This window comes from Streptomyces sp. NPDC006235 (assembly GCF_040613735.1).
Lineage (GTDB): Bacteria > Actinomycetota > Actinomycetes > Streptomycetales > Streptomycetaceae > Streptomyces.
Genome location: NZ_JBEXSR010000017.1, coordinates 121,515 through 144,265, shown reverse-complemented (window position 1 = coordinate 144,265; position 22,751 = coordinate 121,515). Strand labels below are relative to the sequence as shown.

The following is a 22,751-nucleotide window of genomic DNA, read 5'->3' as shown; positions in this document are numbered from 1 at the left end:
CTGTGCTGCGTGGCACGGGGCTCAGGGGACCCGGTAGCGTGACCCGACGATTCACAAGGTCCCCCATTAGTAGGAGTCCCGGTGACGCAGAGTGGACAGGGCGAGGAGCCCTCGGCGCGCCCCGCGCGCGAAGGCATCGTGCTGCCCTCCGACGGTGGCGAGCCCCTGCTGCCGGGCATGACGGGCGGACCCGGTGACGCGCCCGCCGGCCGCCGGTCCGGCCCGCCCCCGACCGGCCAGGCCCCGGCCTCCGCCCCCGCCGAGGGGCAGACCTGGGGCCAGCCGTGGGGCCCCGACCAGCAGACCCCGTCCGCGCAGCCGGGCCAGAGCTGGCAGTCCCCGCCGCCCCAGCAGTGGGCGGAGCCACCGGCATGGGACGCCCAGCACCCCGCCCCCGGCACACCGGGCCCGGGCGAGCTGCCCCCGGAGGGCGCCCAGTCCCCGAACCCGTACGCCGGCTCCTACGGCCCGCCCGCGGGCGGAACCCCGCTCCCCCCGGAGGGCACGTACGGCTCCGCCGGCACGGCAGGTTCACACCCAGGGAACTCCCATGCCGGGGCAGCGGGCCCCCAGGGGACCGCCGGGTACGGCACCGGTCCTGCCGGACAGCAGCCGCAGCAGGCTGATGCCTACGGGCCCGGGCCTGCCGGTGGGCAGTCGCCTCAGCAGTCCAGCGCGTACGGATCCGGATCCTCCGGTGGGCAGCAGCCGCAGCAGTCGGGTGCCTATGGGCCCGGATCCTCCGGTGGGCAGCAGCCGCAGCAGGCTGATGCCTACGGGCGCGGCCCCGCGGGCGGGCAGCAGCCGGAGCAGTCCGGCGCGTACGGGCCGGGGTCCGGCGGGCAGCAGTCGCCGCAGTCCGGCGCGTACGGGCCCGCAGGCGGGCCGTCGTCGCAGCAGCCCGGTGCGTACGGGGCTCCCGGCGGGGGTGCCCTGCCCCCGGCCTCCGGTGCGTACGGGCCTGCCGGTGGGCAGTTGCCTCAGCAGAATGACGCCTACGGGCCTGCCGGTGGGCAGTCGTCCCAGCAGAGCGACGCGTACGGGGCCGCTGCCGGGCGTGCCCCTCTGCCCCCGGCCGTCGACGAGGGGGCGACCCAATATCTGCCGCCTGTCGCCGCCGGCCCCGCCGACGAAGGGGCGACGCAGTACATACCCCCGGTGGGCCCGGGCGCGCTGCCGCCCGAGATGCCCGCCGAGCAGGACTCCGAGGCCACCCGGTTCCTGGGGACCGGGCCGTTGCCGCCCGCCTCCAACGGGCCCGCCTCGAACCCGGACGCCGAGGCGACGCAGTACATCGCGCCCGTGCCCGGCGGGGGCCAGCAGCCGCCCGCCGGGTTCGAGAGCCTCTTCCGCAGCGAGTCCGGCGCCGAGAGCCCGGCCGCGGCCACCCAGCAGATACCCCGCTTCGAGCAGCCGGAGCCCCAGCCTTCCTACGCCCCGCCCGGCGGCGGGCGGTCCGGCCGTGGCGGCCGGACCGGCTCGCGCGTGCCCGTCATCGCGGCCGTCGGCATCGGCATCGCCGTCCTCGGCATCGGCGCCGGCGCGCTCCTCGCCGGCAGCGGAGGCGGTGACGACGACGGCGGCGACAACAACAAGACCGTGGCCGCCTCGGCGCCCGCGACGGACGGTTCCGCCTCGCCGTCCGCCGACCCGGCCCGCGCGCAGGCGGTCGAGCTGGACAAGCTGCTCGCCGACAGCGGCAACAGCCGTAGCACGGTGATCAACGCGGTGGCCGACGTCAAGGGCTGCGACAACCTCGGCCAGGCCGCCAAGGACCTGCGCGACGCGGCCAAGCAGCGCACACAGCTGGTCACCCGGCTCTCCGGCATCACGGTCGACAAGCTGCCCGACCACGCCGCGCTGACCACCGCCCTCACCAAGGCGTGGCAGGCCTCCGCCTCGGCCGACAACCACTACGCGGCCTGGGCCGACCAGACCGCGGGCAAGAAGGGCTGCAAGAAGGGTCAGGCCCGCGTCACCGGCCAGACGCAGGCCGGCAACCGCGCCAGCGGTGTAGCGAGCACCGAGAAGACCAAGGCGGCCCGGCTGTGGAACGGCATCGCTAAGGAGTACGGCCTGACCGAGCGCCAGCCCACGCAGCTGTGACTCAGTAGTTCACGTCGGCGTTCTGAAGGGTCCTCGTCGTGTCGACGAAGCCCTTCCGCGCCGACACCAGCCGTCCCTCCCGCACCACCTGAAGGGTCACGTTCGCATTGACCAGGCGCGGGAAGCCGGCGGCGGCGAGCTTGTCCTGGAACTGCCACTGGAGGGTGGGCGTGAGCCCGCCCGTGTTGATCCGGAGGCCGTCGTCGAGGGCCTCCGTGACCGTGTCGGCGGTCACCTCACCGCCGCCGAGCGACTCGACGACCTTGTGGAACGCGGTGTAGGCGATCCAGGTGGTCTGCACTCCGGCGTCCGCGGGGTCGATGCGGTTGTCGTCGAAGGCCTCCTCCTTGATCACCCGCTTCATCGCGTCCCAGCGGGGATCGCTCGCCACCGGGTACCAGCCCGTGATGTACGAGCCCTCGTACGGCCCCGACGCCCCGCCGGTCGCGTCGATCACCGTCTGGTCGACGCTGCCGAGCACGGTGGCCGTCCGTACGTCGGGGTAGTCCTCCCGGGCCCGGCGGAAGGAGTCCATGAAGGTGCCGTTGCGGTCCCCGAGCGCGGGCACCACACACCCCGCGCTCCCCGGGTCCGCGGTCGTGGTGCGCAGTGCGAGGTCGGCCTGGCCGTCGTACTCGGTGGCGTCCTCCGCCGCGCGCTGGTCCCGCGCGGGCTTGTGCCCGCCCGCCTTCAGGCCGGAGTCGAGCAGCGGGGGCAGCTGGTCGCCCGTGATGGTGTCGGGCCGGATCAGCGCCACGGGCCCGCAGTCACCGGCGAGCGCGCTGCCGAGCCCCGCGAGCAGCGCCGGCTGGCCGCCGTTGACGGGGTAGGACAGCGGGCTGGTGAACTCGGCGTTGGTGATGCCGTAGCCGCCTATGTACGGGATGCCCGCGCCCTCCAGCGACGGGAAGAACGAGTCCGCGTACTGGCTGTAGGATCCTACGACCGCGACGACGTTCTCCTTGACGGCCCGGCGGGCGCACTTGGCAGCGGCCACGCTGTCGTTGTGATCGTTGCAGGTCAGCACGTTGAGCCTGCGGCCGTTGATCCCGCCGTGGGCGTTGACCCAGCGGGCGTAGGCGCGGGCGAAGGCGGGCATGCCGGGCTTGTTGGTGGCCTTGGTGTCCTGCGGCGCCCAGGTCATGACGGTGATCGGGGCGTCCCCGGCATCCCCCGTGGTGCCGGGGACGACCCCGCAGCCGGCGAGGAGCGAGGCGCACGCGACCGCCGTGCCCGCGGAGAGGACGCCGGATCTGGCGTGACGAGTGAGGAGGCCGGGGAGGAATGTGCTGCGCTTGCGTCGCCTGCCGGTCATGGTTCCGCACGATTCCGCCACATGGCTAACCCGTGAGTGATCTCTGGTCAACAATTGGTGACGCACAGGTGAATTGCAGGGGCCGGTGTGACCGATGTGGAGGGGAACGTACGATCGATGACCGTGCAAGCTTCGGAGAACTCTTCCCGTCGTGGCCGTCGCTCATCCACCATGGGCGGCATGCCTGTCAACGACATGCCGTGGTGGCGCTGGCGCAGCAACGTGCGCTCGGCGCTGCACATGCTCTCCGACCCCGTGTTCCAGCGGGATGTCTGGCTGGCCGGCGTGGACGGCTACGGTGACGTGACCGACGCGGTGTACCGGCTGGTCGAGGACACCTGGCTGGACCACTGGTCCGCCGAGAAGTACGTCGGCACGATCTTCCGCGACTCGCAGGAGGCGGCCCTCGTCGACACCGCCGTGCTGCGGGTGCTGCGGATCATGCACCAGGTCGGGCCGGACGCGCCGGTCGCCACGTACCTCGAGCACCAGGCGTGGCCCGACGCGGTCCAGGCGGCCCGGGACGCGCATGTCCGGCTGGCCGTGAGCGACGGCGACGAGCCGGACGTGCCGCCGCGCAGCCTGGAGGTGCTGCGGATCATGACGAGGTCCGCGTAGCGGGACGATTGCCGGTGGTCTCGTACCTTGTGGGAACCTGTCCTGCATGAACGAGCAGTCCACCAGCGCCGCGGCCCCGGCCGATCAGTACGTCCTCACCCTCTCCTGTCCGGACAGGAAGGGCATCGTGCACGCCGTGTCGAGCTATCTGTTCATGACCGGATGCAACATCGAGGACAGCCAGCAGTTCGGCGACCACGACACGGGACTGTTCTTCATGCGGGTCCACTTCTCGGCCGAGGCGCCGGTGAGCCTGGACAAGCTGCGGGCCAGCTTCGCGGCGATCGGTGACTCCTTCCAGATGGACTGGCAGCTCAACCGGGCCGACCAGAAGATGCGCATCCTGCTGATGGTCAGCAAGTTCGGGCACTGTCTGAACGATCTGCTGTTCCGGGCGCGGACCGGGGCGTTGCCGGTGGAGATCGCGGGTGTGGTGTCCAACCACACGGACTTTGCGGAGCTGGTGGGCTCGTACAACATCCCCTTCCACCACATCCCGGTGACGAAGGACACGAAGCCGGAGGCAGAGGCCCGGCTGCTCGACATCGTGCGGGAGGAGGGTGTCGAGCTGGTCGTGCTCGCGCGGTACATGCAGGTGCTGTCGGACGACCTGTGCAAGGCGCTCGCCGGGGGGATCATCAACATCCACCACTCGTTCCTGCCGAGCTTCAAGGGTGCGAAGCCGTATCACCAGGCTCACGCCCGGGGTGTGAAGCTGATCGGGGCGACTGCTCATTATGTGACGGCTGATCTTGATGAGGGGCCGATCATCGAGCAGGAGGTCGAGCGGGTTCGGCATGACGTGACGCCGGAGGGGCTGGTCGCGATCGGGCGGGACGTGGAGTGCCGGGCGTTGGCCCGGGCCGTGAAGTGGCATGCCGAGCGGAGGATTCTGCTCAATGGGCGGCGGACTGTGATTTTCGCCTAGGAGTCCGGGGCGTTCCGGTTGTGTGGCGGGTGCGGGTGGAGTGTGGCTTGTCGCGCAGTTCCCCGCGCCCCTGAGCCACTCACATCCTGCTCAGTGAAGCGGCAGCGTAGAGGACATCCCTGATCGCCTCTCTGTCTCCCACCTGGCCCGCTGCCGCCTCCTGCGGGGGTACGTGGCCCGCTGCCAGGCGGCAGAACTCGACGCCGTCCAGGGCCACGTGGGCGACCTCGTGTTCGGCGGAGCCCTTCGCGGCGGGGGAGTCGAGGGGGATCAGCCACTCGCCGCCGCCCGAGCCCTCGATCTCCAGGCGGAGGCTGCGGCCCGGTTCGCCCGCTGCCACGAGATGGCGGTGGTGGGAGGGTGCGGCCAGGCCGCCCCGGCGGCGGTCGGCCAGGGCGTTCGGCAGCATGCGGGCGGCCAGGTCGATCATGCGGTGCAGATGGCGCGGCGAGGGCGGGTCGTACGGGTAGTCGACCGCGTCCGCGATGTCCTCCGCGTGCACCCAGCACTCGAAGGCCCGGTCGAGCATCGCGTCGTGCAGGGGCAGCTCGAAGTCGCCGTACGGCACCGGCAGCCCGCCGACGCCGCCGCCCGTGAAGGACACCGTGCGGACGAGGTTGTGGCTCTGCTCCCGCCAGGGCGCCCGCACGGCACGGGTGGGCGGGAAGTGGGAGGCGCTCCAGTACGCCTCGGTGCGGGCCGCCGGGGTGGGCCGCCGGGACGTGACGTCGCCCAGCGGGTCGTCGAGGCCCAGCGCGACCGCGACCAGCCCGTCCACGCTGAGCAGGTGCGCGATGACGCCGGCGACGGTGGTGCGGCGGCTCGTGGCCTCGTCGCCCTTGAACCAGCGCAGCCGTACCGGCGCGTGCCACTCGGCGTCGCCGAAGTCCTGGAGCAGGGCGTCCAGGCGCGCGGTCTCGGTGTCGTACGCGGCGGCCCAGTCCGGCACCGGGATGCGCGGCGGGCGGCGCTCCAGGCAGGACTCCAGGACCCGGGTGCGCAGGCCCGGGTCCAGGTCGAGGCTGTCGGGGCGTTGCAGCAGCCCGACCGCCTCGCGCAGCCGCCGCGCCTCGTCGGCGCACGCGCCGCACTCGCCGAGGTGCTCCTCGACGGCCGTGGCCTCCTCCGCCGAGCACGCGGCCAGTGCCCAGGCGCCGAGCAGGGCCTTCAGCACGGGGTGCTCGAACACGGGCCGTGCGGGCGGCGGCTGTGCGGCGTCACCGGGATCCTCCAGCGCGGGCAGCGGCAGTCCGGTGTCCTCGACGGAGGCCCGGGGCGTGGGGATCCGCGGCGGGCGCCCCGGTTCCTCGTCATCGCCGTCGTACGCCTCGAACCGGTCCGGCCCGTTCACCCCGCACCCCCGTGTCCGGGCGGTGCGCCGGGTGCCTCGGAGTCGTGGGCGGTGGCCAGGAGTTGCAGGCCCAGGCGGAGGCGGCGGCGGGCCTCGTCCTCGGTGATGCCGAGGTCGGTGGCGGTCTGGCGGTAGTCGCGGCGCTGGAAGTAGGCCCGCTCCAGGGCCGAGCGTAGCGGGACCGGCATGGACTGGACGATGTAGTCGGCGCGGGCGGCGACCGAGGCCCGGCGCACGGTGTGCTCCAGTTCCTCCGCGGAGCCGGAGCCCTCGCGGGCGAGCGCGGCGGTCTCGGTGGCGCGCAGGCGCTGGACGGCCAGGCGGTGGGTCAGCGTGGCGACCCAGGTGCGCAAAGGGCCCTGTTTCGGGTCGTAGGTGTCCGGATGCTCCCAGACGTGGATGAAGACCTCGCGGGTGATGCCGTCGGCGGCGCGCTCGTCGCCGAGGACGCGGTGGGCGAGGCCGTGCACGAGGGAGGCGAACCGGTCGTAGAGCTCACCGAGGGCGGCGGCCTCCCCGCGGGCGAGCCGCTGCTGCATCTTGCGGTCCCAGCGAGGCGGTACGTCTTTTTTCGCCATGCGGCCCCCTCACCCCCTGCTCGTGTCCCGCGCCCGTGCCCTGTCCAGCCTGTGTCCGACGTCTCCCCGAATGTAGTCGGCACGTCCGGTAGCGCACGCCCCTTTGTGGCAATGCGCGCCCCCTGACCGGCCGCAGGTGGTAGGGGACGCCGGGGCTCGCGCCGGGTGCCCTCGGGGCGCGCCTACCCAGCCCTCCTCTGATCAGACCTGACTGAAGAGGATCGAACAGGAACGAAGTCGACTAAAACAAGCCTGTTCTGCGAGGGATCCGTTTTTCGGGTTGTGTTTCAGGGAACGGCCGCTGGGCAGCCGCGCTCAAGGAAGCGTAGGGACTGCTTCCGTTTTGGCGATCGAAGGGCGTGGTGGTGACCTTCAAAGTGACCGGCGGCGAGCAGGGCGAATGGGCCGTGCTCCAGGTGTCGGGCGAGCTGGATCTGGTGACGTCGCCGGTGCTGCGTCAGCGTGTGCACGACGCGGTGGCCGAGGGGCACCACTGTCTTGTCCTCGACTTGTCCGAGGTGTTCTTCTGCGATTCCAGCGGCGTCGGTGTGCTCATCGCCGCCCGCCGGCTGATCCGCTCCTGCCAGGGCCGGCTGCGGCTGGTACTGCCCGCCCGGGGCGCGGCCGACGGGTCGCATGTCAACCGGGTCCTCGGCGCGCTGGGCGTCCGCAGGCTGTTCGACGTGTACGGCGATGTGGACGCGGCCCTGGGCGACGAGGGCGAACCGCTGTCCGCGTGAGGAGCCGGTGACGCACGGTAGGGCGAGTGTTGCCGTTCCGACACGCCGTTGTCCCGGAATTCCCCCGGTCTTGGCACAAGTGACGTTTTCCCGCGCCCGAACGGCCCCCTCCGTCGTACGCTCCGAGCGAGAAGCACCCCACCCGACGTAAGGCGGCCCGAAAGAGACATGGTCAGCAGCGAGTACGAGCGCAGGATCGCCGCCCGGTTCGCCACCTTCGACCAGGACGGCAACGGCTACATCGACCGCGAGGACTTCTACGGCGCGGCCAAGGCGCTGCTCGCGGAGTTCGCCGTGGCGGCCCGGTCCGACAAGGGCCAGGCGCTGTACGGCGGCGCCGAGGGCTTCTGGCAGGGCATGGCCGGGATAGCGGACCGCGACGGCGACCAGCGCATCACGCGCGAGGAGTTCGTCAACGGCGCGGTCAAGCGGCTGCGCGACAACCCCGACCGTTTCGCCGAGATCGCCCGTCCCTTCCTGCACGCGGCCCTGGACGTCGCCGACACCGACGGTGACGGCGCCGCGACGGTCGAGGAGGCCGCCCGCGTCCTGAAGTGCCTCGGCGTCCCCGAGGACGTCGCCGGCCCGGCCGCCGCCACGCTCGACACGGACGGGGACGGCAAGGTCGGCGAGGCCGAGGTCGTGTCCGCCTTCGCCCGCTACTTCACCGTGCCCGAGTAGCCGCCCCGGGCGCCGGGCGTCACGTGCCCGTATAGCGCTCGCGCAGCTTGTACTTCAGCACCTTCCGCAGGGTCTCGCCCCGCGGAAGGGCGTCCACCACCTCCAGCCGCTCGGGCAGCTTGTGCACGGACAGTCCCTCCGCGCGCAGGAAGGCGGTCACGGACGCGAGCGTCAGCACCTCGGCTCCCGGGGGTTGTTCCACCACCGCGCACACCAGCTCCCCGCGCGCCGCGTCCGGCAGCCCGATCACCGCCACGTCCCCGACCGCCGGATGCCGGTGCAGCAGGTCCTCGATCTCCTGGGCCGAGATGTTCTCGCCCTTGCGGATGATCACGTCCTTCAGCCGGCCGGTGAGGACCAGGTGCCCGGTCTCCGTCAGCCGCCCGAGGTCGCCGGTGCGCAGGAACCCCTCCTCGTCGAAGGCCTCGGCCGTCTGCCCCGGGTCCAGATACCCCCGGCACACCGCCTCCCCGCGCAACCGCACCTCCCCGTCCACGATCCGTATCTCCATCCCCTCCGGCGGCCGCCCCTCCGTCGTCGCCAGCAGCTCGGGGCTGTCGTCCGGCGACCCCATGGTGATCATCGGCACCTCGGTCATGCCGTAGCCGTGGGTGAGCTGCACGCCCATCTCGCGGACGACGGCGTGGTACAGCTCCGGCGGCTTGGGCGCCCCGCCCCCCGCCAGCAGCCGCAGCGAGGGGACGACCGGAACGCCCGGCCGCTTCCGCTGCTCCGCCAGGAACATCGAGTAGAACGCCGTCGAGCCGCCCGCCACCGTCACCCCGTGCCGCCGGTAGCCCTCCAGCGCCTCCGGCAGCGCGAACTGCTCGAACAGCACGGCCGGGAAGCCGTACAGCAGCAGCATCACCGTGTAGTCGGGCCCGCCTATGTGGGCGTACGGGAAGGCGATCGACCCCACGTCCTCCGCGGAGGGGCGCAGCGCGTGGGCGAGGCAGGAGCCGCCCGCGAGCAGGGAACGGTCCGTGTGCAGCACGCCCTTGGGGGCGGAGGTCGTGCCGGACGTCCAGTAGATCCAGCGGACGGCGGTGCCGTCGGAGGGCGGGGGAGGCAGCACGGACGGATCTCCGTCGGGCAGGTCGTCGTACGCCTCGAAGACGCCCCGCGCGCCGAACCTCCGGGCCATCTCCGTGTGGTCGAAGCCGCGCCACACGCCCGGCACCGCGAAGAACTCCGCCTTCGACTCGCGCAGCGCGAAGCCGACCTCGCGGTCCCGGTAGAAGGGGATCACCGGGGTCTGCACGGCGCCCAGGCGGGCCAGCGCGAAGGAGAGCAGGGCCGTCTCGATGCGGGTGGGCAGCTGCCAGGCGACCACCGTGCCGGGGCGTACGCCCATGCCGTACAGACCGGCCGCGACCCGCTCGGCGCGCGTGCGCAGGGCGCCGAAGGTGAGCACGCGGTCGTCCTGGAGGAAGAGCGGACGGCCGGGGGTGAGGTCGGCGCGGCGGGCGACCAGCTCCCACAGGGTGCGGGAGGAGCTCAGGGCGTGCGGGGTCTCGGTCACGGCTGCCCCCTGCTGCTTGGCTGACGGGTCGTCAGGTGGGATGCTATCTGACGCGGCATCAGATAAGTACCGTCCGGCGGAGGGGACCCATGGCGAGCGAACTGCCCCGCATCATCAGCGTCGACGACCACGTGATCGAGCCCGCGCACCTCTTCGACGCCTGGCTGCCGGCCAAGTACCGCGACCGGGGGCCGAAGGCGCTGACCGCCGGCATCGGTGAACTCGCCTACGTCGGCGGCAAGTACCGCATCACGATGGACCCGGACGGACAGCCCACCGACTGGTGGATCTACGAGGACCTGAAGTTCCCGTACAAGCGCAACATCGCCGCCGTCGGCTTCGACCGGGACCAGATGACCCTGGAGGGCATCACCCGGGACGAGATGCGGCGCGGCTGCTGGGACCCCAAGGCACGGCTGGAGGACATGGACCTCAACCACGTCGAGGCCAGCCTCTGCTTCCCCTCCTTCCCCCGTTTCTGCGGCCAGACCTTCGCCGAAGCGCACGACAAGGAGGTCGCCCTGGCCTGCGTGCGCGCCTACAACGACTGGATGGTGGAGGAGTGGTGCGGGGACAGCGGCGGGCGGCTCATCCCGCTGTGCCTGATCCCGCTGTGGGACGTCGACCTGGCGGTCGCCGAGATCCGGCGCAACGCCGCGCGCGGGGTGAAGGCGGTGACCTTCTCCGAGATCCCCACCCACCTCGGGCTGCCGTCCATCCACTCCGGCTACTGGGACCCGTTCTTCGCGGTCTGCCAGGAGACCGGGACGGTCGTCAACATGCACATCGGGTCCTCGTCCCAGATGCCGGCCGCCTCCCCGGACGCCCCGCCCGCCGTCCAGGCCTCGCTCAGCTTCAACAACGCGATGGCCTCCATGATGGACTTCCTCTTCAGCGGAGTCCTGGTGCGCTTCCCGCGCCTCAAACTCGCCTACTCCGAAGGGCAGATGGGCTGGATCCCGTACGCCCTGGAGCGCGCCGACGACGTCTGGGAGGAGCACCGCGCCTGGGGCGGCGTCCGCGACGCGATCCCCGAGCCGCCGTCGACGTACTACTACAGGCAGATCTTCTGCTGTTTCTTCCGCGACAAGCACGGAGTGGCCTCGATCGACGTCGTCGGCCGCGACAACGCCACCTTCGAGACCGATTACCCGCACGTCGACTCGACCTTCCCGCACACCAAGGAGGTCGCCCTCGACCATGTGAAGGGCCTCGACGACGAGACCGTCTACAAGCTGATGCGGGGCAACGCCATCCGGATGCTGGACCTGGACCTCGACCGCTGATGGACCTGTCGGACACGCCCGAGGAGGAGGAGTTCCGGGCCCGGCTGCGGGAGTGGCTCGCGAAGACGCTCCCCGGCCTCCCGGCCGAGCCGTCCCCCGACGACTGGCCCGGGCGGCGGGCCTACGACCTGGGCTGGCAGCGCAGACTCCACGACGCCGGATACGCCGACGTCCACTGGGACGCCTCCCCGGCCATCCGGCTGATCTTCCTGGAGGAGACCGAGAAGGCGGGCGCGCCCTACGTGGGCGCCAACTTCGTGGGGCTGCTGCACGCCGGTCCGACGATCGCCGCCGAGGGCACGGACGAGCAGCGGGCGCGCTGGCTGCCGCCGATCCTGCGCGGCGAGGAGGTCTGGTGCCAGGGCTTCAGCGAACCGGACGCCGGCTCCGACCTCGCGGCCCTGCGCACGCGCGCGTGGCGCGACGGCGACACCTACGTGGTGACCGGCTCCAAGATCTGGACCTCCCACGCGGAAGTCGCCGACTGGTGCGAGCTGTTGGTCCGCACCGACCCCGAGGCGCCCAAACACCGGGGCATCACCTGGCTGGCCCTGCCCATGGACGCGCCCGGCGTCACCGTACGGCCGCTGCGCACGCTCGCCGGGTCGGCCGAGTTCGCCGAGGTCTTCCTCGACGAGGTGCGGGTGCCGGTCGGGAACCGGGTCGGGGACGAGAACGACGGCTGGCGCGTGACCATGGTGACGCTGTCCTTCGAACGCGGCACGGCCTTCGCCGGCGAGGTCGTCGCCTGCCGCCGCGTCCTCGGCGAACTGGCCCTCGCGGCCCGCGAGAACGGCCGCTGGGACGACCCCGCGCTGCGGCGCCGGCTGGGCAGGCTGCACGCCGAGTTCCGGGCGCTGTGGCGGCTGACGCAGTGGAACGTGAGCGCGGCGCAGGCGTCGGGCGGCGTGCCGGGCGGCGGAGGCTCGGTCTTCAAGCTGCGGTACTCGCACAGCCGCCAGGAGCTGTACGACGCCGCCGCCGAAGTCCTGGGCGCAGACTGCCTCGACCTGGACCGCCCCTGGACGCCGGCCCGCCTCTCCTCCCTGTCGTACACCATCGCGGCCGGCACCTCGCAGATCCAGCACAGCATCATCGCCGAGCGGCTCCTCGGCCTGCCGAAGGGACGGTGACCGTGCGCTTCCGGCTGACGGACGACCAGCGGGCCTTGCGGGACGCGATGCGCCAACTGCTGGAGCGGCACTTCGACGGGGAGGCGCTGCGGGCCGCCGCGCAGGGCCCCGCCCGGCTCGACCGGGAGCTGTGGCGGGCCCTCGGCGACGCCGGGTTCTTCGCGCTGCGGTTGCCTCAGGCGCAGGGCGGGGTGGGACTCGGTCTGCCGGAGGCGGTGTTGGTGTTCGAGGAGGCCGGGCGGGTGCTGCTGCCCGGGCCGTTGACCGCCACCCATCTCGCGGCCGGTGTGGTGCCGGGAGCCGCCACCGGGGAGACGGTCGTCGCGGCCGTGGACGGCGGGCTCGTGGAGTGGCCGGCCCAGGCCGACGTCGTCCGCGGTGACGCCGCCGGGGCCGTGCCGGTGCGCTCCCTCGACCCGCTGACGCCGCTGCACCGCGTGCCCGGCGCCGCGGCGGCGGAACCGGACCCCGTCGCCGTCCTCCTCACCGCCGCCGAGCAGCTCGGCACGGCCGCCCGCGTCTGCGAACTGGCGGTGCAACACGCCCGGGCGCGCGAACAGTTCGGACGGCCCGTCGGGAGCTTCCAGGCGGTGGCACACCTGTGCGCCGGGATGCTGGTCCGGTCGGAGACGGCCCGCGCGGCGGTGTACGCGGCGGCCGTCACCGCCGACCCGGTCGACATCGCCGCCGCCCGTCTGCTCGCCGACGACGCCGCCGTGCGCGGCGCCCGCGACTGTCTCCAGGTGCACGGCGGCATGGGCTTCACCTGGGAGTCCGAGGTCCATCTCCATCTGAAACGCGCATGGGTTCGAACCCACCGTGCGGGCGGTGTCACGGAGAGTGAGGAGATTCTTGCGGCCGCTCTGGTGGCCGGAGCGGCCTGACAGGCCCTCTGGCTGCGGCGTCGCCGAATATGCCCGCGGAGATGTCGCGGATCGTGGCATTCCGTGATCACGGAGCGTTGATACCGGCTTGTGCCCTCGGGGCGACTCGTCACGGCCCGGAGTCGCCTGCGGGCTCCGGTACCTTGTGTGAGATGCGAGTGGTTCTGAGCGTGGTACGACCCAGTCGGGCCGCCTGTTCGACTCTCCGCAGCGAGCGTCGCACAGTATGCCGCACGGGTACTCCTTCGCGCTGGAATATGCCCGAAGCGCTTGTTGGGGTGACTGTACGTCAACCATGCTGTCCCACAAGGGATTCACGTTCCGTGATCCTTGTCCCGGCCGTTGTTCTGGCCATGCAGAAAATGGCTACGATCGTGGCCCTCGTGAGGCGCGAGCCTAAGTGTCCGCCGGTTCGGATGGTGTGAGCGGTGCAGGTGCTTCAAGTGCAGCTGGAGATCCGGCCCGACCCCGCAGAAGTGGGGCGGGCCCGGCGGTGGGCCCGCTCCCGCCTGGCCGGGTCGGGCATACAGGCCGACGAGCCGCTCGCCGAGACCCTGATCCTGCTCGTCTCGGAGCTGGTCACCAACGCCGTGGTGCACACCGGCCGGCCCGCCGTGCTGCGGCTGTCCCTTCCGCACGCGGTGACGGAGGAGGTCACCGTCCGCCTGGAGGTCGCCGACCGCAGCGGCCGGGCCCCCGTGCCCCGGTGCGCGGGCGACGACGCGACCGGTGGCCGGGGCCTCGCCCTCGTCGACGGCCTCGCCGACCGCTGGGGCTGGAGTGTCGAGAGCACCGGCAAGCGCATCTGGTGCGAACTGGACCGGTGTTCGAAGTCCCCCGGCGTCACGGCGGCGTGCGGAGGCGGCGCGGTGGCGTACGGCGGCGGGGCGTCCCTCGAGGGGCTGGCGTACGAGGCGGTGTGAGGCCGGGGCTGTTTGCGTGTCCCGTCCGTGACCTGCCGAGGGCGGGTGGCGCACGAGGTGCGGTGTACGGCGGCACATGCCGCGCGGTGTTGCGGCGAAGCCGGGGCACGGTCGCACGGCAGGACCGCCGTTTTCGTCATGGCATGCGGCGATGCGCCGGGATGTGCTTCCGTGCGCGCCCATGGAGAAAGCCGCATAAGCCATAAATCCCCGAACGGGTGTTGACGCCTCGTGACCGTTTGCTCACGCTTGTGGGCAGCGATTCGCCGTGAGGGGACGGCGAGGGCCGGCGACGGCGGCCCTCGGCGAGTGTGAGTCGTGATTCGGCGTCGGCTCCCTGTCAGGGCCACGGGAGCCGGGGCGGGAGCGCCGGAGTCGGGTGGCGGCGCGCGCTGCCGTGCTCGGGGCGAGCAGCGCGGCGCCGCCATCCAGCCTCCTGGGGTGGGGTGGTGGCCTGGCGTACCGGCTACAGGACGGCGACCGGGGCCACCGGTGAGCCGGTCGCTCCCGTGAACGGCTCGGGTGTCGCCGCCAGCAGGAACGCGTAGCGGCCCGTTTCTCCACAGGCTGTGGACAACTTTTCGAGATCCCAGTTCTGGCCCTGCGGCATCCCCATCTCCACGAGATGCAGGGCGTGCACCGGCAGCCACAGGTCCTCCACCTCGGGCGGGAACACCTCGAAGGTGAGGGTGTCGTTGGCGACCGCCGCGACGTCGCGCGCGTGGAACCACTCCGGTGTCCGGATCGACAGCCCCGGCGACGGATACGCGTACGTGTGCCGGTCCCCGGCCAGGCAGAGCTGCACCTGCCCCGTCCGTACGAGCACGATGTCACCGGCCCGCACGCGCGTACCGGCCAGCTCCTCGGCCGCGTCCAGGTCCTCGGGCGTGACGGCGTGCGCGCCGTCGAGCCGGTCCGTGCCCCGGGCCCGGGCGACATCGAGCAGTACTCCACGCGAGACGAGGTGCCGGACCTTGTCGATGCCGCTGAACGCGGCGCCGTCGTGCGGGGTGATGGAGTGCGCGGGGCGGCCGTTGTAGAGCCGGCCCGAGTGCGAGACGTGCGGCAGCGCGTCCCAGTGGGTGGCCGCCTGGAGCCCCATGGTCACGGCGTCGTCGCTGCACGCGACGGTGCCCGGGCCGAAGAGCTCCTGGTTGATCTGCACCATGACGTGCAGCGGGTCGATCCGCCCCGGGATCATCCCCGTCTGGACGCCGTCGCGCCTCAGGGGCAGCGCGAGCGGGATCCGGCGACCGGTGCGGACCGTCGCCGCGGCCTGACGGACGACCTCGTCGGTGATCAGGTTCAGTGTGCCGAGCTCGTCGGTTTCTCCCCAACGCCCCCAGTTGTTCACGCGCTTGGCGATGTCGTGGAACGCGTCCGGCAGCGACATGAGTCCTCCCCGGGGCTTGTGTTCCCGTATCTGACGGGTCGTAGAATCTGGAGTCCGCGAAATCTAACGGTCCGTCAGAAACCGTGGGACGGGAAGGGGCCGGGCGTGGGGAACTTCTTGGCAGGCAAGGTCGTCGCCGTCACGGGCGCCGGGCGGGGCATCGGCCGGGCGGTCGCGCTCGCGGCGGCGGAGGAGGGGGCGAAGGTCGTCGTCAACGACTACGGCGTGGCGGTCGACGGCGCCTCCCCGACCAGTGAGGTCGCCGAGGCCGTGGTCAAGGAGATCGAGGCGGCGGGCGGGGACGCGGTCGCCGTCGCCGACGACATCTCCACCATGGCGGGCGGGCAGCGGGTCGTCGACGTGGCGCTGTCGTCGTACGGGCGGCTCGACGGGGTGGTCTGCGTGGCCGGGATCCTCCGGGAACGGATGCTGTTCAACATGACCGAGGAGGAGTGGGACCCGGTCGTCGCGACGCACCTGAAGGGCACCTTCACGGTGTTCCGGGCCGCCTCGGCGGTGATGCGGGGGCAGCGCGCCGGCACGCTGATCGGCTTCACCAGCGGCAACCACCAGGGGTCGGTGTCACAGGCCAACTACAGCGCGGCCAAGGGCGGGATCATCTCGCTCGTGCGGAGCGCGGCGCTGGGCTTGCACAAGTACGGGGTGACCGCGAACGCGGTGGCGCCGGTTGCGCGGACGCGGATGTCGGCGGGGGTTCCGGTGGAACTGGCGGAGATCGGGGAGCCGGAGGATGTCGCCGCGCTGGTGGTGTATCTGCTGTCCGACGAGGCCTCCCGGCAGGGGATCACGGGGCAGGTGTACACGGTCGCCGGGGCGAAGATCGCGGTGTGGGCGCAGCCGAGGGAGTTGCGGGCGGCCTATGCCTCCGGCGGTTGGACCGTGGAGAGGATCGCGGAGTTTCTGCCCGGGTCGGTGGGGGTGGATCCGATGCCGATGCTGGAGCGGGTGCGGGAGATGGAGCGGGCGGCTCGGGAGGGGGAGCGGCCGAACGCCCAGTAGCTCGGGGGTGCGTGTGGTGGGCGGCTGCGGGTGGGTTGTGGCTTGTCGCGCAGTTCCCCGCGCCCCTTAGGTTGCTTCGCAACCCGCGGGCAGTCGTGCCTCCCCCAGTGCCTTAAGGGCCTGGGAGGTGCCCCCAGGCGGCACGGGTGGGCGCGGGCGGTACCCCGTAGCGCCAGGTCGTGCCACCCACCCGGCATCAGCCTCATCCCAGCAGTCACTTTGGACGAGGGGCGGCAACCGTGGATTTCGGGTTCGCACGTGAAGACGAGGACTTTCGGGGCGAGGTCAGGGACTGGCTCGCTGCGCACGCCGAGGGGGCGGGAGGCCGCCGCTCCTGGGAGCGCACGCTCGGAGCGGCCGGGTGGATCGGGATCGGGTGGGGTGCGGGTGGGTACGGCAATCGCACCGCCACGCTCACCCAACAGGTGGTCTGGGCCGAGGAGTACGCCCGGTCGGGCGCGCCCCCGCGCTCCGGGCACATCGGCGAGAACCTCCTGGCTCCCACGCTCCTCGCGCACGGCACCGAGGAGCAGAAGTCCCGCTTCCTGCCCCCGATCGCCGCCGGTGAGGAACTCTGGTGCCAGGGCTACAGCGAACCCGGCGCCGGCTCGGACCTGGCCGGTGTCCGTACCGCGGCCGTGCGCGAGGCGGACGGCCGTACCTACCGCGTCACCGGGCAGAAGATCTGGACGTCACTCGCGCACGAGGCCGACTGGTGCTTCGTGCTCGCCCGCACCGAGCCCGGCTCGCGGCGGCACCACGGACTGACCTTCCTCCTCGTCCGCATGGACCAGCCGGGCCGGATCGAGGTGCGCCCCATCCGGCAGCTGACGGGCACCAGCGACTTCAACGAGGTCTTCTTCGACGGCGCGCGCGCGGAGCACGTCGTCGGCGGCGAGGGCAACGGCTGGCGCGTCGCCATGAGCCTCCTCGGCTTCGAGCGGGGCGTGTCCACGCTGGCGCAGCAGATCGGGTTCGCCGAGGAACTGGGCAGCGTGGTGCGGGCGGCGGTGGAGTCGGGCGCGGTCGGGGATCCCGTCGTGCGGGAACGGCTCGTGCGGCAGTGGGCCGAGCTGCGCACCATGCGCTGGAACGCCCTGCGCACCCTGGGCGGTTCGGGTGACGCGGGGGCACCGAGCGTGGCGAAGCTGCTGTGGGCCGGCTGGCACCAGCGGCTCGGGGAGCTGGCGGTCCTGGTGCGGGGCGCCGCGGCGAGCGTGGGCCCGGCGGACTGGTCGGTGGCGTCGCCGTACGAACTGGACGCGGCGCAGCACCTCTTCCTCTTCTCCCGGGCCGACACCATCTACGGCGGCTCGGACCAGATCCAGCGCACGATCATCGCCGAGCGGGTGCTCGGTCTGCCCAGGGAGCCCAAGGGGGCCGTGTGATGCGAGGCGTGATCTTCGACGGGAAACAGGTCCGGGTCGTCACGGACCTTCAGGTGCGGGAGCCGGGGCCGGGTGAGGTGCGGGTCGCGATCTCGGCGGCGGGGCTGTGTCACAGCGATCTGTCGGTGGTGGACGGGACCATACCCTTCCCGGTTCCCGTGGTGCTGGGCCATGAGGGGGCGGGTGTGGTGGAGGCGGTGGGGGAGGGCGTCACCCATGTCGCGCCCGGGGACCACGTGGCCCTGTCCACGCTCGCGAACTGCGGTACGTGCGCGGAGTGCGACCGGGGCCGCCCGACCATGTGCCGGCAGGCGATCGGGCGTCCGGGCCGGCCGTTCCGTCACGCCGGCCTGCCGGTCCACCAGTTCGCCGCGAACTCGGCGTTCGCGGAGCGCACGGTCGTGAAGGCCGTCCAGGCGGTCCGGATCCCCGGGGACATCCCCATGGCGTCGGCGGCGCTCATCGGGTGCGGGGTGCTGACGGGGGTGGGCGCCGTGCTGAACCGGGCGCGGGTGGACCGCGGCGACAGTGTCCTGGTGATCGGGACGGGCGGTATCGGCCTGAACGTGCTGCAGGGGGCGCGGCTCGCGGGTGCCCTGCGGATCGTGGCCGTCGACGCCAACCCGGCGAAGGAGGACATGGCACGCCGCTTCGGCGCGACGGACTTCCTCACCTCGACGGAGGGTGTGCGGGACATCCTGCCCACGGGCGCGGACCACGCCTTCGAGTGCGTCGGCCGGGTGGAGCTGATCCGCCAGGCGATCGACGCACTGGACCGGCACGGCCAGGCGGTCCTCCTCGGGGTGCCGCCGGCCACGGCCGAGGCGTCCTTCCGCGTCTCGTCGATGTACCTCGACAAGTCCATCCTGGGCTGCCGCTACGGCTCCTCCCGCCCCCAGCGGGACATCGCCCTCTACGCCGAGCTGTACCGCCAGGGCAGGCTGCTGCTCGACGAACTCGTCACCCGGACCTATCCGGTCGAGGACTTCGAGAAGGCGGCGGCGGACGCGGAGGCGGGGCGGGTGGCACGCGGGGTGCTCACGTTCTGACGGCCCGCCTCGTCCCTGGCGGTCCGGAAGGTCCGCCGGTAGGCGGTGGGCGTGACGCCGAGCGCCGCCTGGAGGTGCTGGCGCATCGACTGGGCCGTGCCGAAGCCCGCGTCCCGGGCCACCTGGTCGACGGAGCGGTCGGTGGTCTCCAGCAGGTGCCGGGCCCGTTCCACGCGCTGCTGGGTGAGCCACTGGCCGGGGCTGACGCCGGTCTCCTCGCGGAAGCGGCGGGTGAACGTGCGGACCGACATGGACTCCTGGGCGGCCATGTCGCGCAGCTGGATCGGCTCGTGGAGACGGCCCAGGGCCCAGGCGCGGGCGGTGGTGGTGGAGGCCTGCTGCGGATCGGGCACCGGACGCTCGATGTACTGCGCCTGACCGCCGTCGCGGTGCGGCGGTACGACCGTACGGCGGGCCACGTCGTTGGCGACGGCGGCGCCGTGGTCCCGGCGGACCATGTGCAGGCACAGGTCGATGCCCGCGGCGACGCCCGCGGAGGTCAGCACGTCGCCGTCGTCGATGAACAGCACGTCGGGGTCGACCCGGACCTTGGGGAAGAGCCGCTGGAGGCGCGCGGCGTCGGCCCAGTGGGTGGTGGCGGGGCGGCCGTCGAGGAGGCCGGCGGCGGCGAGGACGTAGACGCCGGTGCAGATGGAGGCCAGCCGGGTGCCGGGCCGGAGGAGGGCGAGGGCGGCGGCCAGTTCGTCGGTCAGCACGCCTTCGTCGTGGACCGGGCCGAGTTCGTACGACGCCGGGACGATCACGGTGTCGGCGTCGGCCAGGGCCTCGGGGCCGTGCGCGACGTGGATGGCGAAGTCGGCGTCCGTCTCGACCGGGCCCGGTGGGCGGACCGAGCAGGTCACGACCTCGTACAGGCGCCGTCCCAGGGCGTCCTTGGGGCGGCCGAAGATACGGTGCGGGATGCCCAGTTCGAAGGGGAGCAGCCCGTCGAGGGCGAGGACGACCACGCGGTGGGGACGGAAGCCGGCGGCCGGGTCCGCGGCCGGACGGGAGTGGCTGGCCGATGTCATGGCCCGATCCTAGCGAATGCTGTCCTCCGGGCCACTCGATGGAGCCGGTCGCGGGCCGGAAGCTCTATGTCGTGACCCAGACAAGCGAAGCCGCAGCAGTCGTGCCGCAGCCGCCGAAGCCGGGCCGCGGCGGCCGTCGACGCGTGCACCGGGCCTGGTTCGTCGCCGCCGTCACCTTCGTGACGATCATCGGCGCGGCCGCCTTCCGTTCCGTACCCGGCCTGCTCATCGACCCCTTGCACGACGAGTTCGACTGGTCGCGCGGCACGATCAGCGCCGCCGTCTCAGTCAATCTCGCGCTGTACGGCCTGACGGCACCGTTCGCGGCGGCCCTGATGGACCGCTTCGGCATCCGCCGGGTCGTCGCGGTCGCCCTGACGGTCATCGCGCTCGGCTCGGGCCTCACGGTGTGGATGACGGCGGCCTGGCAACTGATGCTGTGCTGGGGCCTGCTGGTCGGTCTCGGCTCCGGCTCCATGGCGCTGGCGTTCGCGGCGACCGTCACCAACCGCTGGTTCACCGAGCGGCGCGGCCTGGTCACCGGGATCCTCACCGCCGCGTCCGCCTCCGGCCAGCTGATCTTCCTGCCCCTGCTGTCCTGGATCGTCGAACGGCACGACTGGCGCCCGGCGGCCGTGACGGTCGCGCTCGCCGCCCTCGCGGTCGTCCCGTTCGTCTGGCTCCTGCTGCGCGACCACCCCGCGGACGTGGGCCTGAAGCCGTACGGCGCCACCGAGTTCGTACCGAAGCCCGCACCGGTCCCGGGCGCCGCCCGCCGGGCCGTGACCGTCCTGCTCTCGGCCGCGCGCACCGGCCCGTTCTGGCTGCTCGCCGGCACCTTCGCGATCTGCGGCGCCTCGACCAACGGCCTGCTCCAGACCCACTTCGTGCCCGCCGCCCACGACCACGGCATGCCCCTCACCACCGCCGCCTCGCTGCTCGCGGTCATCGGCGTCTTCGACGTCGTCGGCACGATCGCCTCCGGCTGGTTCACCGACCGCTTCGAAGCCCGGCGCCTGCTCGCCGTCTACTACGCCCTGCGGGGCGTCTCCCTCCTCTTCCTCCCCCTGCTCCTGGTCACACCCAGCGTCCAGCCCCCGATGATCTTCTTCATCGTCTTCTACGGCCTCGACTGGGTCGCCACCGTCCCGCCCACCCTCGCCCTGTGCCGCGAGCACTACGGCGAGGACAGCGCGATCGTCTTCGGCTGGGTCCTCGCCTCCCACCAGGTCGGCGCGGCCCTGGTCGCCTTCCTCGGCGGCGTCGCCCGCGACACGTTCGGCTCGTACGACGTGGTCTGGTACGCGTCGGGGGCGTTGTGCGCGGTGGCGGCGCTGATGGCGTTGGTGATCCGGCGGCGGGGGGCGGGGTCGGGGGTGGAGGCCGTGGCCTGAGAGCGGGCTCTCGCGCGTTCAGGCGTGGTCGGGCCCGGTGAACGCTTGCCGGCTGTGCAGGAGCAGCTCGCGCAGGGCGGGGCTGTGCGGGCTCCTCCAGACCAGGGCGAGCAACGCTCGCCTTCGGCGATCGGCCTGCGGCCGAGGGTGGGTGGGTTCCGGGCTGGGCCTATCCTGAGGCCGGCCCATTCGCCTCTTGGAAGGTCCGTTGATGACACTCGGCATGGTTCTCGGTGACGTGGTCGTCGTGACGTCGCAGGTTCGTTCATGTTCGGCCTTCCGAGGAGTTTGCCGTGTCCACGATCCACTGGGTCGAGGCTCAACCCCGTTCCGCCCGCTGGCATTCTGAGTCCGGGCTGCCCCTGCCCCGTCGGGTCGTCGTCGCCGACGACCGGATGAGGGCCGCCGTCGCCTACCGGCTGGCCTGCGAGGGCACCGCGTTGTTGTGGCGCGGGGATTTTCAGAACGCGCGGCAGTTGTTGCGTGCCATGGACCGTCGTGTCCGTGGTGCCGCGCCCGGTGCGGCCGGGACGCCCGCCGAGACCTTTCATCTGTACCGGCGGTTTCGTGCTCACCGTGCGCGTGTGCTCGGCAAGGTGCTCGTCCTGCTGGAGGAGCACCACAGGCTGGCTCTGCGCCGGGCGCCCGATGTGAGTCGGGCGTGTGTCGAGGCGTACGGGCCGTCCGATGGTCCTGTGGCCGTCGCCCTGACCGAGCTGCTGGGCGTGATCAGTGCCCGGGAATGGCGGGAGAACGGCGTGCACGTACCGGCGCTGGACGCCCGGATCCACCCGCACTACGGGGTGTTCGCGCCGACGAGGAGTGAGTACGTCGATCTTGTGGCACGGACGCCCTTGCCAGGCCCCGGCATGCGTACCGCGTTCGACCTCGGTACCGGCACCGGTGTGCTCGCCGCCGTGCTCGCCCGGCGGGGTGTCCGGCAGGTCGTCGCCACGGATGTCAGCACCCGGGCGCGGGCGTGTGCCCGGGACAACGTCGAGCGGTTGGGGGTCGCGTCGGCGGTCCGTGTCACCGGGCCCGAGCTGTATCCCGACGGGCGCGCCGGCCTGGTGGTGTGCAACCCGCCCTGGATTCCCGCCCGTCCCGCCTCCGGCCTCGACCTCGGCGTCTACGACGCGGGCGGCGGCATGCTCCGCGGGTTCCTCGACGGGCTCGCCGGCCGGCTGGAGCCGGGCGGGGAGGGCTGGCTCGTGCTGTCCGATCTGGCGGAACGGCTCGGGCTGCGCGACCGGGGCGCGTTGCTGAACGCCATCGACACGGCGGGGCTGCGGGTCATCGACCGTCTGGACACCCGCCCGCGTCACGCGCGCGTGCGGGACACGAGTGATCCGTTGCATGCCGTACGGGCCGCCGAAGTCACCTCGCTGTGGCGCCTGGCCGTCGCCTGATC

Annotated in this window: 20 protein-coding genes; 14 read left to right on the top strand and 6 right to left on the bottom strand. The window is 72.4% G+C overall.

The window, feature by feature from the left end:
- Positions 1-81: 81 nt before the first annotated feature.
- On the top strand, positions 82-2,106 hold the full coding sequence (locus ABZ192_RS21490; RefSeq protein WP_356926035.1) for a hypothetical protein: 2,025 nt from the start codon (positions 82-84) through the stop codon (positions 2,104-2,106).
- Between the two features lies 1 nt (position 2,107).
- Here ABZ192_RS21490 and ABZ192_RS21485 read toward each other — a convergent pair whose 3' ends face one another.
- Entirely contained in the window at positions 2,108-3,421 is a 1,314-nt protein-coding gene (locus ABZ192_RS21485; protein WP_356926034.1) for an ABC transporter substrate-binding protein, read from the bottom strand.
- A 117-nt stretch (positions 3,422-3,538) separates the two neighbouring features.
- On the opposite strand from ABZ192_RS21485, the gene ABZ192_RS21480 reads away from it, so the two are divergent.
- Positions 3,539-4,039, top strand: coding sequence for a hypothetical protein (locus tag ABZ192_RS21480; RefSeq protein ID WP_356926033.1), 501 nt, complete (start codon positions 3,539-3,541; stop codon positions 4,037-4,039).
- Positions 4,040-4,085: 46 nt separating this feature from the next.
- Positions 4,086-4,967, top strand: a complete 882-nt coding sequence (gene purU / locus ABZ192_RS21475) for a formyltetrahydrofolate deformylase (protein WP_356926032.1) — start codon at positions 4,086-4,088, stop codon at positions 4,965-4,967.
- 79 nt (positions 4,968-5,046) lie between these two features.
- On the opposite strand, the gene ABZ192_RS21470 is transcribed toward purU, so the two are convergent.
- Both ABZ192_RS21470 and ABZ192_RS21465 read right to left on the bottom strand, forming a co-directional pair.
- Positions 5,047-6,318, bottom strand: a complete 1,272-nt coding sequence (locus ABZ192_RS21470; protein WP_356926031.1) for a zf-HC2 domain-containing protein — start codon at positions 6,316-6,318, stop codon at positions 5,047-5,049.
- Positions 6,315-6,896, bottom strand: coding sequence for a sigma-70 family RNA polymerase sigma factor (locus tag ABZ192_RS21465; RefSeq protein WP_356926030.1), 582 nt, complete (start codon positions 6,894-6,896; stop codon positions 6,315-6,317). Before ABZ192_RS21465 ends, ABZ192_RS21470 begins: the two co-directional genes overlap by 4 nt.
- A 359-nt stretch (positions 6,897-7,255) precedes the next feature.
- Here ABZ192_RS21465 and ABZ192_RS21460 point away from each other — a divergent pair, with 359 nt between their 5' ends.
- Positions 7,256-7,636 carry an STAS domain-containing protein gene (locus tag ABZ192_RS21460; protein WP_020272191.1) on the top strand — a complete coding sequence of 127 codons (381 nt, stop codon included), beginning with the start codon at positions 7,256-7,258 and terminating at the stop codon, positions 7,634-7,636.
- 168 nt (positions 7,637-7,804) lie between these two features.
- Positions 7,805-8,317, top strand: a complete 513-nt coding sequence (locus ABZ192_RS21455; RefSeq protein WP_356926029.1) for an EF-hand domain-containing protein — start codon at positions 7,805-7,807, stop codon at positions 8,315-8,317.
- 19 nt (positions 8,318-8,336) lie between these two features.
- Here ABZ192_RS21455 and ABZ192_RS21450 read toward each other — a convergent pair whose 3' ends face one another.
- Positions 8,337-9,839 (bottom strand): AMP-binding protein, encoded by a 1,503-nt coding sequence (locus ABZ192_RS21450; RefSeq protein ID WP_356926028.1) that lies wholly within the window; start codon positions 9,837-9,839, stop codon positions 8,337-8,339.
- An 89-nt stretch (positions 9,840-9,928) separates the two neighbouring features.
- On the opposite strand from ABZ192_RS21450, the gene ABZ192_RS21445 reads away from it, so the two are divergent.
- The 4 genes from ABZ192_RS21445 to ABZ192_RS21430 all read left to right on the top strand — a co-directional run bounded on the left by ABZ192_RS21445 (position 9,929) and on the right by ABZ192_RS21430 (position 14,065).
- Entirely contained in the window at positions 9,929-11,125 is a 1,197-nt protein-coding gene (locus ABZ192_RS21445; RefSeq protein WP_356926027.1) for an amidohydrolase family protein, read from the top strand.
- Positions 11,125-12,258: an acyl-CoA dehydrogenase family protein gene (locus ABZ192_RS21440; protein ID WP_356926026.1), complete on the top strand. Its 1,134-nt coding sequence runs from the start codon at positions 11,125-11,127 to the stop codon at positions 12,256-12,258. The genes ABZ192_RS21445 and ABZ192_RS21440 overlap by 1 nt, the downstream gene beginning before the upstream one ends.
- 2 nt (positions 12,259-12,260) lie before the next feature.
- Complete coding sequence (locus tag ABZ192_RS21435) at positions 12,261-13,142, top strand: acyl-CoA dehydrogenase family protein (RefSeq protein WP_356926054.1); 882 nt, start codon at positions 12,261-12,263, stop codon at positions 13,140-13,142.
- A gap of 443 nt (positions 13,143-13,585) precedes the next feature.
- Complete coding sequence (locus ABZ192_RS21430; RefSeq protein WP_356926053.1) at positions 13,586-14,065, top strand: ATP-binding protein; 480 nt, start codon at positions 13,586-13,588, stop codon at positions 14,063-14,065.
- 466 nt (positions 14,066-14,531) lie between these two features.
- On the opposite strand, the gene ABZ192_RS21425 is transcribed toward ABZ192_RS21430, so the two are convergent.
- Positions 14,532-15,458 (bottom strand): cyclase family protein, encoded by a 927-nt coding sequence (locus ABZ192_RS21425; RefSeq protein WP_356926025.1) that lies wholly within the window; start codon positions 15,456-15,458, stop codon positions 14,532-14,534.
- A 105-nt stretch (positions 15,459-15,563) separates the two neighbouring features.
- Here ABZ192_RS21425 and ABZ192_RS21420 point away from each other — a divergent pair, with 105 nt between their 5' ends.
- The 3 genes from ABZ192_RS21420 to ABZ192_RS21410 all read left to right on the top strand — a co-directional run bounded on the left by ABZ192_RS21420 (position 15,564) and on the right by ABZ192_RS21410 (position 18,915).
- Positions 15,564-16,478 carry an SDR family oxidoreductase gene (locus tag ABZ192_RS21420; protein WP_356926024.1) on the top strand — a complete coding sequence of 305 codons (915 nt, stop codon included), beginning with the start codon at positions 15,564-15,566 and terminating at the stop codon, positions 16,476-16,478.
- A 239-nt stretch (positions 16,479-16,717) separates the two neighbouring features.
- Entirely contained in the window at positions 16,718-17,866 is a 1,149-nt protein-coding gene (locus ABZ192_RS21415; protein ID WP_356926023.1) for an acyl-CoA dehydrogenase family protein, read from the top strand.
- Positions 17,866-18,915: a Zn-dependent alcohol dehydrogenase gene (locus tag ABZ192_RS21410; RefSeq protein WP_356926022.1), complete on the top strand. Its 1,050-nt coding sequence runs from the start codon at positions 17,866-17,868 to the stop codon at positions 18,913-18,915. Before ABZ192_RS21415 ends, ABZ192_RS21410 begins: the two co-directional genes overlap by 1 nt.
- On the opposite strand, the gene ABZ192_RS21405 is transcribed toward ABZ192_RS21410, so the two are convergent.
- Positions 18,837-19,946, bottom strand: coding sequence for a helix-turn-helix domain-containing protein (locus ABZ192_RS21405; RefSeq protein WP_356926021.1), 1,110 nt, complete (start codon positions 19,944-19,946; stop codon positions 18,837-18,839). The genes ABZ192_RS21410 and ABZ192_RS21405 overlap by 79 nt on opposite strands.
- 71 nt (positions 19,947-20,017) lie before the next feature.
- Here ABZ192_RS21405 and ABZ192_RS21400 point away from each other — a divergent pair, with 71 nt between their 5' ends.
- Positions 20,018-21,340: an MFS transporter gene (locus ABZ192_RS21400; protein ID WP_356926020.1), complete on the top strand. Its 1,323-nt coding sequence runs from the start codon at positions 20,018-20,020 to the stop codon at positions 21,338-21,340.
- 293 nt (positions 21,341-21,633) lie between these two features.
- A complete protein-coding gene (locus ABZ192_RS21395; RefSeq protein ID WP_356926019.1) occupies positions 21,634-22,749 on the top strand; it encodes a class I SAM-dependent methyltransferase in 1,116 nt (371 codons plus the stop codon).
- Positions 22,750-22,751 lie beyond the last annotated feature (2 nt).